Origin of the sequence: Phenylobacterium sp. (genome assembly GCF_037138395.1) — a bacterium.
In the GTDB taxonomy this organism is placed as follows: Bacteria; Pseudomonadota; Alphaproteobacteria; order Caulobacterales; family Caulobacteraceae; genus Phenylobacterium.
The window spans coordinates 1-14463 of the sequence record NZ_JBAXIM010000060.1 but is presented as its reverse complement, the minus strand read 5'-3'; the positions used below and the strand labels follow the sequence as shown (position 1 = coordinate 14463).

General features: G+C 65.9%; 14 protein-coding genes and 1 tRNA gene. 1 reads left to right on the top strand and 14 read right to left on the bottom strand.

Annotation, left to right across the window (positions count from 1 at the left end; genetic code table 11):
* Nucleotides 1-767 (top strand): acyl-CoA dehydrogenase family protein (locus WCJ52_RS06685; protein WP_336902526.1); only part of this gene is annotated, 767 nt, incomplete at its 5' end.
* 19 nt (nt 768-786) lie between these two features.
* Here WCJ52_RS06685 and WCJ52_RS06680 read toward each other — a convergent pair.
* From WCJ52_RS06680 to WCJ52_RS06615, 14 genes are all read right to left on the bottom strand, one after another.
* A tRNA-Lys gene (locus WCJ52_RS06680) sits at nt 787-861 on the bottom strand.
* A 240-nt stretch (nt 862-1101) separates the two neighbouring features.
* The gene (tgt, locus tag WCJ52_RS06675) at nt 1102-2229 is read right to left on the bottom strand and encodes a tRNA guanosine(34) transglycosylase Tgt (protein ID WP_336902525.1); all 1128 of its coding nucleotides are present in this window, start codon (nt 2227-2229) and stop codon (nt 1102-1104) included.
* Nucleotides 2226-3272, bottom strand: coding sequence for a tRNA preQ1(34) S-adenosylmethionine ribosyltransferase-isomerase QueA (queA, locus tag WCJ52_RS06670; RefSeq protein WP_336902524.1), 1047 nt, complete (start codon nt 3270-3272; stop codon nt 2226-2228). The genes tgt and queA overlap by 4 nt, the downstream gene beginning before the upstream one ends.
* Before the next feature lie 46 nt (nt 3273-3318).
* Nucleotides 3319-3780 carry a peptidylprolyl isomerase gene (locus WCJ52_RS06665; protein WP_336902523.1) on the bottom strand — a complete coding sequence of 154 codons (462 nt, stop codon included), beginning with the start codon at nt 3778-3780 and terminating at the stop codon, nt 3319-3321.
* Nucleotides 3780-4613, bottom strand: a complete 834-nt coding sequence (locus WCJ52_RS06660) for a peptidylprolyl isomerase (protein ID WP_336902528.1) — start codon at nt 4611-4613, stop codon at nt 3780-3782. Before WCJ52_RS06660 ends, WCJ52_RS06665 begins: the two co-directional genes overlap by 1 nt.
* A gap of 38 nt (nt 4614-4651) precedes the next feature.
* Nucleotides 4652-5146, bottom strand: a complete 495-nt coding sequence (gene coaD, locus WCJ52_RS06655) for a pantetheine-phosphate adenylyltransferase (protein ID WP_336902522.1) — start codon at nt 5144-5146, stop codon at nt 4652-4654.
* A 94-nt stretch (nt 5147-5240) separates the two neighbouring features.
* Nucleotides 5241-7955 carry a DNA gyrase subunit A gene (gyrA, locus tag WCJ52_RS06650; RefSeq protein WP_336902521.1) on the bottom strand — a complete coding sequence of 905 codons (2715 nt, stop codon included), beginning with the start codon at nt 7953-7955 and terminating at the stop codon, nt 5241-5243.
* A 184-nt stretch (nt 7956-8139) separates the two neighbouring features.
* Nucleotides 8140-8619, bottom strand: a complete 480-nt coding sequence (ssb, locus tag WCJ52_RS06645) for a single-stranded DNA-binding protein (protein ID WP_336902520.1) — start codon at nt 8617-8619, stop codon at nt 8140-8142.
* A gap of 128 nt (nt 8620-8747) precedes the next feature.
* Nucleotides 8748-9134: a hypothetical protein gene (locus WCJ52_RS06640; RefSeq protein ID WP_336902519.1), complete on the bottom strand. Its 387-nt coding sequence runs from the start codon at nt 9132-9134 to the stop codon at nt 8748-8750.
* Between the two features lie 54 nt (nt 9135-9188).
* The gene (locus WCJ52_RS06635) at nt 9189-9893 is read right to left on the bottom strand and encodes a hypothetical protein (RefSeq protein WP_336902518.1); all 705 of its coding nucleotides are present in this window, start codon (nt 9891-9893) and stop codon (nt 9189-9191) included.
* Nucleotides 9894-9934: 41 nt separating this feature from the next.
* Entirely contained in the window at nt 9935-12787 is a 2853-nt protein-coding gene (locus WCJ52_RS06630; protein ID WP_336902517.1) for a hypothetical protein, read from the bottom strand.
* Nucleotides 12788-12864: 77 nt separating this feature from the next.
* The gene (locus tag WCJ52_RS06625) at nt 12865-13704 is read right to left on the bottom strand and encodes a flagellin (protein ID WP_336902516.1); all 840 of its coding nucleotides are present in this window, start codon (nt 13702-13704) and stop codon (nt 12865-12867) included.
* A gap of 180 nt (nt 13705-13884) precedes the next feature.
* Complete coding sequence (locus WCJ52_RS06620; RefSeq protein WP_336902515.1) at nt 13885-14097, bottom strand: flagellar protein FlaG; 213 nt, start codon at nt 14095-14097, stop codon at nt 13885-13887.
* A gap of 189 nt (nt 14098-14286) precedes the next feature.
* Nucleotides 14287-14463, bottom strand: a 177-nt coding sequence (locus WCJ52_RS06615) for a flagellin (RefSeq protein ID WP_336902527.1), incomplete at its 5' end; no start/stop codon positions are given.

Below are 14463 nucleotides of genomic sequence, written 5' to 3'. Positions count from 1 at the left end.
CCGAGGACAAGGGCGACCACTTCCTGATCAACGGCCAGAAGATCTGGACCTCCGGCGCCCAGTACGCCGACTGGTGCTTCTGCCTCGTGCGAACGGATACCAGCCGCAAGCACGAGGGCATCTCCTTCGTCTTGATCGACATGCGCAGCCCGGGGGTCGAGACCCGGCCCATCCTCCTGATCTCCGGCTCCTCGCCCTTCTGCGAAACCTTCTTCACCGACGTGAAGACGCCCAAGGCGAACCTGGTCGGACCGCTGAACGGCGGGTGGACCGTGGGCAAGCGTCTTCTTCAGCACGAGCGCAACGGCCTCTCCGGTGGGGGCGATGGCCGCGCCCGGTTCGAGACCGGCCACCTTCGCGACGTCGCCCGCCGTTACTACGGCCAGGAGGAAGACGGCCGCCTGGCGGATGCAGACTTCCGGACCCGCCTCGCTATCCACGACATGGACACCCGGGCCTACACCCTGACCCTGCGCCGGGTCGCCCTGGAGGCGAAGAGCGCCAACGGGCCCTCGGCGGCCACCTCGATCATGAAGAACGCCAACTCGAAGATCATGACCGACCACTGCGAGATGATGGTCGAGGCCATGGGCCTGGCCGGTGCCGGCTGGTCTGGCGAGGGCTTCACTGACGAGGAGCGCGAGGCCGGGCGGATCTACCTGCGCATCAAGTCCAGCACCATCGCCGGAGGCTCCTCCGAGGTGCAGAACAACATCATCTCCAAGCGCATCCTGGGTCTGCCCGACCCGAGCAGCCACACCTACTGAGCGCAGGGTCGGGAGGCGTTGGTAGGCCGGCTGGGACTCGAACCCAGGACCATCCGATTAAAAGTCGGAGGCTCTACCACTGAGCTACCGGCCCTCGCGCGGCGCGAAGAGCGCCGGTCGAAGCGGCGCGGACCATAGGGCCGGGCCGAGGCCGGGGCAAGACCGCGACCGACGTGCTGGTCACGCACCCCCAAAGAGCGTCAGACGGCCTCCCTGAAGCCGCACCTCGCACGGCGGCTCGTCCCCGCAGTGTGCCTCTGTGCCTGCGGCCGTATTCCGTCGCCAGGGAGCAAGGGGCTGAAGGCCGGTACCGAGGTGACCACCGAGGGCCGCCTCAGGAGCCTTCCGCTCCGCCTGCCAGGCGGGAATGGAAATCCTTCCGGAAGGCCTCGAACCGGCCCTCAGCGATCGCCCCCCGCATGGCCGCCATCAGGACCTGGAAGAAGGTGATATTGTGCCATGACAACAAGACCTGACCGAGGATTTCTTCCGCTTTCACAAGGTGATGGAGATAAGCCTTTGCGTAGTCCCTGGAGGCTGGGCAATCCAGGTTCTCATCGAGAGGACTGTCGTCTTCGGCAAAGCGGGCGTTCTTCAGGTTGACCGAGCCCTCCCAGGTCCAGGCCTGCCCGTGACGCCCGGAGCGGGTCGGCAGGACACAGTCGAACATGTCGACGCCCCGGGCCACGGCCTCGACGAGATCGACGGGCTTGCCCACCCCCATGAGGTAGCGGGGGCGGTCGGCCGGCAGGAACCCTGGCGCATAGTCGAGCACATCGCACATGGCCGCATGCCCCTCGCCGACGGCGAGGCCACCGATGGCGTAGCCGTCGAAACCCGCCTCGACCAGACGCTCCGCGGACTCCCGCCGGAGGGCCTCGAAGGTCGATCCCTGCTGGATTCCGAACAGGGCCTGGCGGTCGCGCTGGCCAAAGGCGGCCTTCGAGCGCCGACCCCAGCGGTCCGACAGGCGCATGGCCGCAGCCGCCTCCGCCTCTTCCGCAGGCCAGGAAACGCACTGGTCCAACTGCATGACGATGTCGGCACCCAACCGGTCGGCCTGGATCTCTATGGACCGCTCAGGTGTCAGGACGTGCCGGGAGCCGTCGATATGGCTGCGAAAGGTCACGGACTCTTCCGTCACCTTCGAGATCCCTGAGAGGGACATGACCTGGAAGCCCCCGGAGTCCGTCAGGATGGGGCCATCCCAACGCATGAAACGGTGCAGGCCGCCCAGGCGCTCCAGCCGCTCGGGTCCGGGCCTCAGCATCAGGTGATAGGTATTGCCCAGGATGATGTCCGCCCCGGTGGACTTCACTTGGTCGACGGTCAGGGCCTTGACCGTGGCTGCCGTCCCTACCGGCATGAAGGCGGGGGTGCGGATCTCGCCCCGGGCGGTGTGCAAGACCCCCGTGCGCGCCGCGCCGTCCCGGGCGGAGATGTCAAAGGCAAAGGCGCTCATCCAGCCCTCCAGAGCAGGCTCGCGTCGCCATAGGAATAGAAGCGGTAGTCCTCGGCGATGGCATGCGCATAGGCCGACTGCATGGCTTCCAAGCCCGCCAGGGCGCTAACCAGCATGAATAGCGTAGACTTCGGCAGGTGGAAGTTGGTCATCAGCCCGTCGGCAATCCGGAACCGGTAGCCGGGAGTGATGAAGATATCGGTCTCGCCCGTCCAGGCGGCAAGCCCGCCATCCGCATCCGCGGCGCTCTCCAGGAGGCGTAGGGAGGTCGTGCCGACGCAGATCACCCGCCCTCCCGCCTGGCGGGCCGCCCCGATCCTGGCGGCGGTGTCCGCGTTGATCTCCCCCCACTCGGCGTGCATGCGATGTCGCGAGATGTCTTCGGTCTTGACCGGCAGGAAGGTGCCGGCGCCCACATGCAGGGTCACCCGGGCGAGGCCAACGCCTGCGCCCTCCAGTCGGGTGAGGAGTTCCGGGGTGAAGTGGAGGCCGGCGGTGGGCGCCGCCACTGAGCCTTCGCGCCGGGCGAATACCGTCTGGTAGTCGCTGCGGTCGCGCGCATCCTGCTTCCGCTTTGAAGCGATGTAGGGCGGAAGGGGCATTTCGCCGATCCGGGCGATCGCTGCATCGAGGTCAGGGCCCGAGACGCCGAACTCCAGGGTGAATTCCCCCGCCTCGCCCTTCTGCGCCACGACGGCGGACAGGTCGCCAAAGACCAGGGTGTCGCCGGGACTGATCTTCTTTCCCGGACGCATGAAGGCCCGCCAGGCCGTGTCCGAGGCCCTCTGGTGCAGGGTGGCTTCGACGGCGACGTCCGATCCCGCCCGCAGACGGCGACCCCTGAGTCGGGCCGGGATCACCCGGGTCTCGTTGACGACCAGGATGTCTCCTGCCCGCAGCAGGGACGGCAGGTCGTGGACCTGCTGGTCCGAGAGAACCCCTCCGGGCTGCACCTGAAGCAACCGGGCGGAATCGCGCGGTTCCGCAGGCCGCAGGGCGATGCGGTCCTCGGGAAGCTCAAAATCGAAGTCCGCAAGCTGCATGGGCGGCGCTGATGGCCCCGCCCGGGGGCGGACGTCAAGCCCGGCCTCAGGCGTCGGCGGCCACCTTCATGGAGACGATCTTTCCGGGTGCGCGGGGCGGCTCGCCCTTGGGCAGGGCGTCAATGTGATCCATGCCCTCGGTGACCACGCCCCAGACCGTGTACTGGCCGTCCAGGAAGTTCGCATTTTCGAAGCAGATGAAGAACTGGCTGTTGGCCGAATTCGGGTTGTTGGTCCGGGCCATGGAGCAGGCCCCGCGAACGTGCGGCTCGCGGGAGAACTCGGCCGGGAGGTCGGGCTTGGAGGACCCGCCCATGCCCGTGCCGTTCGGGCAGCCCCCCTGGGCCATGAAGCCGGGAATGACGCGGTGGAAGACGACGCCGTCGTAGAAGCCTTCCCGGGTCAATTCCTTGATCCGGGCGACATGCTGGGGTGCAAGGTCCGGACGGAGCTGGATGGTGACCTGACCGGTCTCGGTTTCGAGCAGAAGGGTGTTTTCAGGATCCATTACTTCACCTCCGAGGGAATGCTGATGGCACAGGCCGTGAAATCGGCGCCGCGGCTAGCCCGGACCCGGGCGACCTCATCGGCGAACCAGGGGCTGCGGGGATCGATGACCCGAACCTTCGGGCGGGAGCCGGCGGGCATGTCCGCCAGCACCTGCACCCGGGTCATCAGGTCCTGGGGCGCCACCACGGGCTCCCCGGCCTTTATGGCGCGCACGACCTCAAGGCCGGAAACCACACGCCCAAAGGCCGTGTAGCGCTTCTCCAGCGAGGGGTAGGCCTGGCGCATGAGGAAGAACTGGCTGTTGCCGCTGTCGGGCGACTCGCCCCGCGCCATGCCGGCCACGCCGGGGCAGAAGAGGGCCCAGCCCGAAATCCGCCCGTCCGCAGTCATGGGCATGAGCTGGGAGCTTTGGGTCATGACCGGCAGGGGCCCCACGAATCCGATCTCCGCCACGGCCTGGTCCGCGACCTGGACGAAGGGGGTGTCCGACCCCCGCCGGAAGGTGAACTCTGCGGTCAGGTCAGGCAGGTCGCTGCCCCCCATGCCATTGTCCTGCGGATCGCCGGTCTGGGCCATGAACTGGTCGATCACCCGGAAGAAGCTTCGACCATTGTAAAGTCCCTTGCGGGCGAGTTCCCGGACCCGGGTGACATGGTTTGGCGCCACCAGGGGGACCAGCTCGACCAGGATGCGGCCCTTGTTGGTGTCGATCACGAGGATGTCCTGCGGATCCGGCGAACGCCAGTCCGAGGCCACAGGCAGGGCAGCCGCTACGGGCGCAGCTGTGGCCGGCTTCTGGACCGGCGCCGCCGGGGCAGAAGTGGCAGCCAAGGTCAGAAGGGCGGCGAGCGCGGCAAAAGTGACGCGGGTCAACGGCCAACCTTGGAAAGGAGCGCTTCCATGACCCGGGGGCTGACGAACTTGCTCACGTCACCACCCAGGGTCGCGATCTCCTTGACCAGCTTGGAGGCGATCGCCTGGTGGCGCGGATCGGCCATCAGGAAGACCGTCTCGATCTCACGGTCGAGTTGCTGGTTCATGGCGGTCATCTGGAACTCAAACTCGAAGTCCGACACAGCCCTGAGGCCGCGCACAATCACATTGGCACCGACCTCGCGCGCGAAGTGCATGGTCAGTCCCTCAAAGGGCTGGACGACGATCTCAGTAGAGCCCTTGAGCGACGCGGCCTCAGCCTCGACGATGGCGACCCTCTCCTCGAGGGTGAACATCGGGCTTTTGCCGGTATTGATAGCGACGCCCAGGACAAGACGGTCCACCAGCTTCACGACCCGACCGATGATATCGGTGTGGCCGTTGTGGATTGGATCGAAGGTGCCTGGATACAGGCCTACGCGCTTGGCCATCAAGGTTTCCCCAACTTGAACCGGTAATCGCCTTTCGCCGGGTTGCGAGGCTCTTGCAAGAAATAAATCTGCCAGCGGCCTGAACCTGAAGCCGTCAGACCCCGGCTTCAGGGTCCTGGATCTCGACCTCACCGCCCGGATCGGCCAGTCGTTCGACGGACACCACGTGCTCTTCCTCCGTGGTCCGGAAGATGATCACCCCCTGGCTGTTACGTCCGACCACGCGGATCTGCGTCACCGGCGTGCGGATCAACTGGCCCTGGTTCGTCACCAGGAGGATCTCGTCGTGCTCCTCCACGGGGAAGGAGGCGGCCAGCCGTCCGCCACGGCGCGAGAGGTCCTGGGCCAGGAGGCCCTGCCCTCCCCGTCCGGTGCGGCGGAACTCATAGGCCGAGGTGCGCTTGCCAAAGCCCTCGGTCGAGACGGTCAGGATCTGTTCCTCGGCGGCGCCGAGTTCGGCAATGCGCTCTGGGCTGAGGGCGGCCAGGGCGGAAACGGCCTCGTCTTCGACCTCATCTTCAACGACGGGCGCATCTTCGACCTCGACACCCTCGCCGGCCACCGCGCGGCGCATGGCATTGGCGTGTCGGATGTAGGCGGCGCGTTCCTCAGCCGTGGCGCCCACGGCCCTCAGGATCGCCATGGAGATCACCGCGTCGCCAGCGGCAAGGCGGATACCTCGGACGCCCGTGGAGTCCCGGCCTGCAAAGACGCGCACCTCATCCACCGCGAAGCGGATGCAGCGGCCCAGGGCGGTGGTCAGGAGGATGTCGTTCTCTTCGGCCCGGCACAGGGAGACCCCAACGATGGAGTCGCCCTCGTCGAGCTTCATGGCGATCTTGCCGTTACGGTTGATCTGGGCGAAGTCGCTCAAGCGGTTACGCCGGACATGCCCCGATCGGGTGGCGAACATCACGTCGAAACCCTGCCATTCGGCCTCGTCCTCCGGAAGGGTGACGATCGAGGTCATGGTCTCGCCCGGTTCGATCGGGAAGAGGTTGACGAAGGCCTTGCCGCGGGCCGTCGGGGCGCCGATCGGCAGGCGCCAGACCTTGAGCCTGTAGACCTTCCCGCCGGAGGAAAAGAACAGCATGGGGGCATGGGTCGAGGCCGAGATCACCCGGGTCACGGCGTCTTCTGCCTTGGTCGCCATGCCGGAACGACCGCGGCCGCCGCGATGCTGGGTGCGATAGGTCACAAGGGGCGTACGTTTGACGTACCCGCCATGCGTCACGGTGATGACCATGTCCTCGCGGGCAATGAGGTCTTCATCCTCGAGGTCGCCGCCGCCATCCACGATCTGGGTACGCCGGGGAATAGCGAAGTTGGTTTTCACCTCCAGGAGTTCGTCACGGACGATGCCCATGAGGAGTTCCCGGGACTCCAATATGCCGAGCAGGTGTGAAATCCCGCCTTTGAGTTCGCCGGCTTCTTCGAAGATCTCATCACGGCCCAGGCCGGTCAGCCGGGACAGGGTCAGGGCCAGGATGGCCCGGGCCTGGTCCTCTGTGAGGCGAATGCGGTCGCCACCAACCACCAGGGTCCGCGGGTCCGCAATCAGTTCCACCAGGGGCAGCATGTCCCCCGCCGGCCAGTCGCGGGCCACAAGGCGCTCCCGGGCCTCGGTGGGGTCCTTGGAGGACCGGATGATCCGGATGAATTCGTCGATATTGGCGACCGCGATCGCCAGGCCCACCAGCACATGCCCCCGGTCGCGGGAGCGGGTGAGCTCATGCCGTGTGCGCCGGAAGACGACCTCCTCGCGGAAATCCACGAAGGCCTGCAGCATCTCGCGCAGGCCCATCAGTTCAGGGCGACCTCGGTTCAGGGCCAGCATGTTGACGCCAAACGACGACTGAAGCTGGGTGAAGCGGAAGAGTTGGTTCAGGACCACGTCCGCCGAGGCGTCGCGCTTGAGCTCGACCACCACCCGCATGCCCTGACGATCGCTCTCGTCACGAAGGTCTGCAATGCCTTCTACCCGCTTGTCCCGGACAAGTTCGGCGATCCGCTCGACCAGAACCGCCTTGTTCACCTGGTAGGGAATGGCGGTGATGATGATGGCTTCGCGTTCCTTGCGGACCTGTTCGATGGTCGCCACCCCGCGCATGACCACGGATCCCCGACCGGTCATCAGGGCAGTGCGGGCACCGGACCGACCCATGATCTCTCCGCCCGTCGGGAAGTCGGGACCCGGGACCATGTCGAGAAGGTCATCCAGCGGAATGTCCGGCCGATCGATCAGGGCCAGGGCGGCGTCGGTGATTTCGCCAAGATTGTGCGGAGGAATATTGGTGGCCATGCCCACGGCGATGCCGCTGGCGCCATTGACCAGGAGATTGGGAATCCGCGCCGGCAGGACGACCGGCTCCTTCTCCTTGCCGTCATAGTTGTCCTTGAAGTCGACAGTGTCGAGGTCGAGGTCCGCCAGCAGGGCGGACGCGGCCCGGGTCATCCGGCATTCGGTGTACCGCATCTGGGCCGGGGGATCGCCGTCAACGGACCCGAAGTTGCCCTGGCCGTCCACAAGCAGCAGGCCCATCGAGAAGGGCTGGGCCATGCGGACAAGGGCGTCATAAACCGACTGGTCGCCGTGCGGGTGCAGGCGCGCCAGCACGTCGCCCACCACCCGGGCGGACTTGGAATAGGGACGATCCGGGCTCATGCCCAGGTCGTTCATCGAGAACAGGATCCGCCTGTGGACCGGCTTGAGGCCGTCACGGACGTCCGGAAGGGCACGGCTGACGATCACGCTCATGGCGTAATCGAGGTACGAGCGGCGAAGCTCGTCCTCGATGGTGATCGGCATAATACCGGGCGCGCGTCCGTCTTCGGACGGGGGGGAGCCGATGGTGCTCAAGGAGGAATTTTGCCCTTAGAATCAGGCAGGAAATAGCCTGATCTTCATTAGCATTCCCAGCGCTGCTGGCCAACCGGACACGGGCTGGAAACGCGGTGTGACGAAGGGCTCCCAGAGCGGCGGGCTGATGGCTCTAGAAGGGGATTTCGTCGTCCAGGTCTGCAGAGAAATCCTCTCGCGGTCCGGAGGGCTGGGTGCGGGCGCCGGACTGGAAACCGCCGCCCGAATCCCCGCCGCCCTCGCGGCCGCCGGCATCGTCGCCGCGCCCATCGAGCATGGTCAGTTCACCCCGGAACTTCTGCAGGACGATCTCGGTGGAGAACTTCTCCAGACCGGACTGGTCCGTCCATTTCCGCGTCTGGATCGCGCCCTCGATATAGACCTTGGAACCCTTGCGAAGGTAGCTCTCGGCCACCTTGACCAGGTTTTCATTGAAGATGACGACCCGGTGCCATTCGGTCTTTTCCTTGCGCTCGCCCGTCCCGCGGTCGCGCCAGGTCTCGGAGGTGGCCACCCGCAGGTTGACGACCTTGTCGCCGGAATTCAGGCTGCGGATCTCGGGATCAGCGCCGAGATTTCCGACCAGGATGACCTTGTTGACGCTGCCCGCCATGTGACTCTCCATCAGCTTCCGTAGGTGTGGGCGCGAGCCCGAACAGGAGCCTAGACGAGGCCCGGACCCCGGGCAATACGTTTGTTCTGCATTTGTTCTGATCCCCAAGCTTCATCCACAGGGGATTTTCAGTTCCCGGGCGACATCGGCATGGCGCCGGGGACGACAAGCCGACCATCGCCGGACCTGAGGAGGGCCGGGAAGCGATTCCCCTCCCAGGAGGTCGAAACGTAGATGCCGGTCGACTGCAGGAAAATGAAGCTGGCCTGATAGGCACCGGCGATCTCGGTCTGGTTCCCGCCCAGGTTCAGGAAGCGGATGCGCATGGCCTCGAGCGCCGCAGCGCAGTGCTCCAGGTCGGGCTGCTTGGACGGAAGAGGATTGTACTTCAGTCCCTGCTTGGTGACCTGGACATGATAGCAGACCCCGGCACCGCCGAGCGGCTCTGTCCGCTTGGAACAGGCTCCAAGGGTGGAGGCTATGGTGAGGGCGATAAGGGTCGAGGTCAGTCTCATGGCGCGAGCCTAACGCCCGAGGCAACTTCACGCGAGCCCTGTTGTCTCACGACGTCACGGATCACCGGGGAAGCTGCAGTTGGATCCCTGCTCAACAAGGGTGCGGAAGGTCTGGTTGTCCCCCGACACCTCAACGCGGCCGGGAACCCGCCTGAGGGTCTGCCCGCCCCACCGACCATAGGCGGCCTCGCCAGGGCGCTCGCATTTGCCGGCGAAGAGGGTCTGGACGCAGGACGACTGGGTCATCTCGCCCGGCAGCCGGCGCCATTCCGAACCCGTATGCCGCCAGCAGGCGGCCTGGGGCGCGGAGGGCGTTGGCAGCGACTTCGGAATCTCGGGCTCGGCCGGCCTGATGACTTCGACAGGCACGGAGTCCGGAGGGCTCGGCGGGGCCTGCGAAAGCGGCGTCAAGACGCCTGCGCCGGCGCCCAGGGCGCCCGAGGGATCGATCCCTACATCGAGGGCCCCCGAGGCAACGCCGTTGCGGCGGGCGCAGACCTCCAGGGTCAGGTCGCCGACAAACTGGCCCTCAACATAGCAGCGGAGCTGGGTTCCGGCACCGAGGCGGGAGTCCGCCCGAGGCCCGGACTCCACCACCAGTCCGCCCACCATGGCAGGTGGGGGCCCATCGCCGGATCGGCCGAACGTCAACAGGACCAGCCCCGAACCAATCCCAGCGATGACGGCAAAGAGGCCACCAACCAGCAGGACCCTGCGAAGGGCGCCGGGCTTGTCTCCGGCTTCTGGAGGCGTGTCCATTAGGTCTGGCTAGAGGTTGACGGGCCCCGAAGCAAGGCGGTTCACCCCGAACCCGTGAGCTTGGAGAGTGCATCCTGGTAGTTGGAGATCTGCTTCTTGAGGTAGGCCGGGACGGTTCCTCCGCCCGCGGCCTGCGCCGCCTTGACCGTCCCCGGTGTCGCCGCATCCTTGAGCTCGCGGTAGGCGGACCGCAGGACGGTGATCGCCCCCGCCAGCTCCGCCGCGGCGTGGTTGATCTCACCCGTGTCGTCGAGGTTGATCTTGCCGTTCATCTTCAGGCCGTAGATCGGATAGCCGCCGTCGCCAGGTGCCAGCTTACCGCCCTTGGCGACCGTGGTGCCCCGGATCACGCCCTCGGGAAGACCCAGCGCCTTCAGGGCGTCCTTGCCGTCAGGCCCGGAGACAAGCTCAACCAGGTTCCGGGTGGTGAGCGGGCGGACCTGCAGCCGCTTGCCACCGTCGACGGCCATGACCCTGACGTCCGCCTGGCCGCCCAGCACCCGCTTCATGCGGTCGGCAAAGGTCGCCAGGGTGTCACCCTCCAGCACCGTGAGCGTGGTCATGGGCCCGTTCAGGCGGGTCCGAACCTGGAACTGGTCCCCGACCCGCACCGAGCTGATGGCGTCGAGACGGAGGGAGTCGCCGGCGTTGATCGCGCCTGTCGGCAGGCCGAGGCGATCGAGGACACTTGCCCCCCCCGCATCGACGGTAATGGCAGACGGCGCGACATAACCGTCCTTGCCCGAAAACCGCCGGGACCACTCGATGTCGCCATTGGTCGGGTTGATCTGCGCCAGGAAGCCATCGACCTTTCCAACCGCCGGCAGGGACGGCAGATCGGTCTTTGTGGTCCCGGTCAGGAAAACCCGGTCATTGGCGATGGCCATGCCCGTGGCGGTGTCGTCGCCCTGCCCGCCAAAGAAGGTCAGGCGGTCCTGGCCGGAGGCATTGAGCGAAGTCGAAAGCCGCGCAATGAAGGCGTCCTGGCCTCCGGAATAGGCACGGGTCACGCTTCCGGCGTCGAGGTCGCCTGAAGAGGTGTTGCCGGCCACGACAATGCGACCGCCGGCCATGCCGATCCCGGTCAGGTCGCCGCCCTTCAGGCTCCCGAGGTCGCGGGTCGCAGCGAGGACGGGGTCGCCGCCGGAGAGGTCAAACCGCCGGACCACGCCAGATCCGCCATCGTTCGAGGCAAGATAGAGGTCTGTCCCGTCAATGTAGAGGCCCCGAGCCACATCCTTGCCGGCAGTCCCGGCGATGGCCGCGGCGGAATAGGTCACCTTGTTGTCGGCGCCCTGCGCGTAGGTCTCAAGGTAGACGTCCGACAGCCCAAGACCCGCCTGCCCACCCCGGCCGCCACTGCTATTGCCCGCGACATAGAGCTTGCCGGCGGAGTCCCAGGCCAAGTGCGTGGCCTCATCATCGCCGATTGACCCGCGTTTCTGGGTCCAGAGTTCCTCGCCGGCAGCATTGTAGACGGTGACGAAGCTGTCGGTGGTGGTTCCCTTAGCCTCGTTGATGGGGCCAGTCCCGGCACCGATGATCTGGCCCTTGACCTTGCCGGCGATGGCGATCCGGCCGTCATCGGCGACGGACATGGACAGGCCTGAGGCTTCGTCCGACGCCCCCAGATCCCGGGAGAAGAGCAGCTTTCCGGCGGAATCAAACTTCTGCAGGACAACGTCGCGATCGCCGCGAATGTTCTGGCCGCCCAGCGCCCCGGCGACATCCGACAGGACCAGGACTGAACCGTCCGGCAGGGTCTGCATGGACCGCACGCCGGAAAGACCAGGATCGATGGTCTTGGACCAGACCTGGCCACTCGCAAGGGCCGCCTCCGTACCGGTGGGGCTCGGCGGCGCCAGGGTGTCTGCGCCCGTCTGGAACTTCAGGAGCTGGTTGGACAGGACGGCGTCCTTGGTCGCTGGCTTGCCGTCCGGGTCCGGATTCCCCGCCTTCTGGGCCAGGTAGATGGCCGGAACGGTCGTTGCAGGGGTCAGGCTGACCGCTTCCGAACTGTCGAGCTTGAGGTTGAGGCCCCAGGTATCCGGGGTCTTGCCCAGGGAGATGGTCTTGCCCCCCACCGTGGAGGTCCGCTCCTGTCCGGCGATCCGGCGGGTCTCGAAGCGGGTGACGAGGCCCTCGGCCGACAGCTTGTCGTTCACGAAGGCGATGAACTTGGGAAGGGTCCGGTCCGAGGGCGAGAGGGAGGACAGGTCGATGTCGATGTTGCGGACCTGCCCGAGGCGGGTGACCTGCATCGTAAAGCGGACATCGCCCTGGAGGGCGTCGAGGGTCTGGGTCGGATCCGAGGCCACGAGCGCAGGAGAGGCGTAGGAGGTCGGCGCGACCTTTGAGGCCGAGGTTGACCGCGCCGAGGCGTTCACCTCACCGAGGGCCAGGCGCAACCGGTCGAAGCGGGCGGAGCCGACATAGTTCACGACCTCAGCGACGCCGGCGCGGAACGACTTCTGGAGCTGGGCCTTGTCCGCGGTCGAAATCGACTTGGCCTTGGCGTTGTCGACGAGCTGGGAGAGGGTGTTCAGGCCGTTGTAGAGGGCAAACAGCTTCTTGTAGTCCGAACTGGCGTTCGGCATGTCCAGGAGTGCCGCATCCTCATTGATGAAGCTGGAGCCCCCCTTGAGGACCTGCTTGGCCGCCTCGGAGAGGCGCGAGGCGTCGTTTGCGGGATTGGCCTGGGCCGAAGACGACCAGGGTGCCGTCGGCGCATACTTCCGTGTCGCGGTGGCGCCAGACTGCGCGCCATAGGCATTTGAAAGCGTATCGGCGGAAATGCCCTGCCCCACCCCGGAAGTGAGGCTAGACGCATCCGCCTGTGCCGAAGGGAACAGCAGCCCGACGGAGTTGGCCGAGAAATTCCGGATCGAGGTCACCGAACCCGCCTCACCGGCGCATGGAGAGCGCCCCAGTAAACATCCTTAAGACCCAAGCCTTAAGGAGTCCTCACCCGTCATCCACCCCCGCGGAAGAGGGACAGGATGATGTTCGGCGACTGGTTGGCGATGGATAGGGCCTGGGCGCCGAGTTGCTGCTGCACCTGCAGGGCCTGTAGCCGGGCGCTTTCCTTGGCCAGGTCGGCGTCCACCAGGTTGCCAATGCCGGCCTCGATGGAGTCCGAGAGCTTTCCCACAAAGGTGTTGTGGTTCTCGATCTGCCTCACCTGGGCGCCCATCTTGGCCAGCGCCAGGCTGACATTACCGATCGAAGCCTGCAGTTGGCTCAGCGCGGTAGAGGCCAGGGTTGTGCTGGTGATGGACGAGGTCGACGCCAGGGTGATGTTGGTGGCACCGAGACTGAGATCCTGGTTCGCGATGGTCACGTAGGACGTGGCACCCGCGTCCGCCAGGAACTTCAGCCCGCCCGGCAGGGAGTTATCCAGCAGATCCGCCCCGTCGAAGGAGGCGTTGCGGATGACCTGGGAGATCTGGGACAGCAAGGACTTGAAGTCTGCGTCGAGGGCCTTTCGGGAAACCGTGGTGAGAGAAGCGTCCTGGGCGGCGACCACCTTTTCCTTCATCTGGACCAGGAGTTCCGAGATCGACTGGCCGGCGGTCAGGGCGACGTCGCCGATCGACTGCGCACGATTGAGCCCCATCTTGACCGAAGCCAGGCCGCCAATATCTGCGCGCTGGTTCTGGGCGATCGCCCAGATCGCCGAATTGTCCTTAGAAGTGGAAATCCGCAGGCCGGTGCCGATTTTGTTTTGCGTGGCCCCGAGCTTGTCGCTGGTTGCGTTCAGGTTCTGCAAGGCGACCATGGCCGACTTGTTGGTATTGATCGTCAGCGACATTTCGCCCTCCTCGACGTGTCGGCCGCCTGAGTCTTGTTCCGACTCGGGCAGGCTGAGCCCTTCTAGACACCTCCTTATCTCTGGAACGTGGTTTGCAAATGGTTAACGCACAAACTCGAGCGGCCGCGACCGGCGAACCGGTGCGGTCAGGGTCGTAACGTCCTGCGCCGTAGCGCGGGTTCAGGCGATGGTGCTGATCACCACGCCTGCGGTGTATCTCTGCTCGCTCATCATCTTCAGAATCTCTTCCACCGGATATTGCGAGACGATTTCGCCGGTGCGGCGATCGATGGTCTTGTAGACGTATGAACTCCCGTGGGGCTCGATCACGAGGCGCAGGTCCGCAGAGGGCGCTGGCGTGTACGCGGGAACCGAGAGTTCGGCACGGTCCATGGACGCCGCAGGCCGGGCCTGCGGTTGGCCAGAAGACAAGTCTGGCGACACCGGAACTGGACTGAGTTTACTTTCCATAGCTCCTATCTCCGACCAAGGTTGGGTTCCGAAGGGCGACGGCTTCCGGGACGACGCCAGGCGCCGCCCCGGAACCACCGCGCGCCGCCAAAGCGACGCGCGGCCCGTCACCTATCGGAAGAGGCTCAGCAGGGACGACGGTCCCTGATTGGCGATCGAGAGCGCCTGGAAGCCAAGCTGCTGCTTGGTCTGCAGGGCCTGGATCTTGGCGCTTTCCTTGGCCAGGTCGGCGTCGACGATATTGCCAATACCGGCGTCGATGGCGTCCTGGAGCTTATTGACGAAGCC

Coding starts and splice junctions, on each gene's coding strand:
- WCJ52_RS06620 (WP_336902515.1), bottom strand. CDS start 14,097: ATGGACCGTGCCGAACTCTCGGTTCCCGCGTACACGCCAGCGCCCTCT.
- ssb (WP_336902520.1), bottom strand. CDS start 8,619: ATGGCGGGCAGCGTCAACAAGGTCATCCTGGTCGGAAATCTCGGCGCT.
- tgt (WP_336902525.1), bottom strand. CDS start 2,229: ATGAGCGCCTTTGCCTTTGACATCTCCGCCCGGGACGGCGCGGCGCGC.
- queA (WP_336902524.1), bottom strand. CDS start 3,272: ATGCAGCTTGCGGACTTCGATTTTGAGCTTCCCGAGGACCGCATCGCC.
- WCJ52_RS06640 (WP_336902519.1), bottom strand. CDS start 9,134: ATGAGACTGACCTCGACCCTTATCGCCCTCACCATAGCCTCCACCCTT.
- WCJ52_RS06625 (WP_336902516.1), bottom strand. CDS start 13,704: ATGTCGCTGACGATCAATACCAACAAGTCGGCCATGGTCGCCTTGCAG.
- coaD (WP_336902522.1), bottom strand. CDS start 5,146: ATGGCCAAGCGCGTAGGCCTGTATCCAGGCACCTTCGATCCAATCCAC.
- WCJ52_RS06635 (WP_336902518.1), bottom strand. CDS start 9,893: ATGGACACGCCTCCAGAAGCCGGAGACAAGCCCGGCGCCCTTCGCAGG.
- gyrA (WP_336902521.1), bottom strand. CDS start 7,955: ATGCCGATCACCATCGAGGACGAGCTTCGCCGCTCGTACCTCGATTAC.
- WCJ52_RS06665 (WP_336902523.1), bottom strand. CDS start 3,780: ATGGATCCTGAAAACACCCTTCTGCTCGAAACCGAGACCGGTCAGGTC.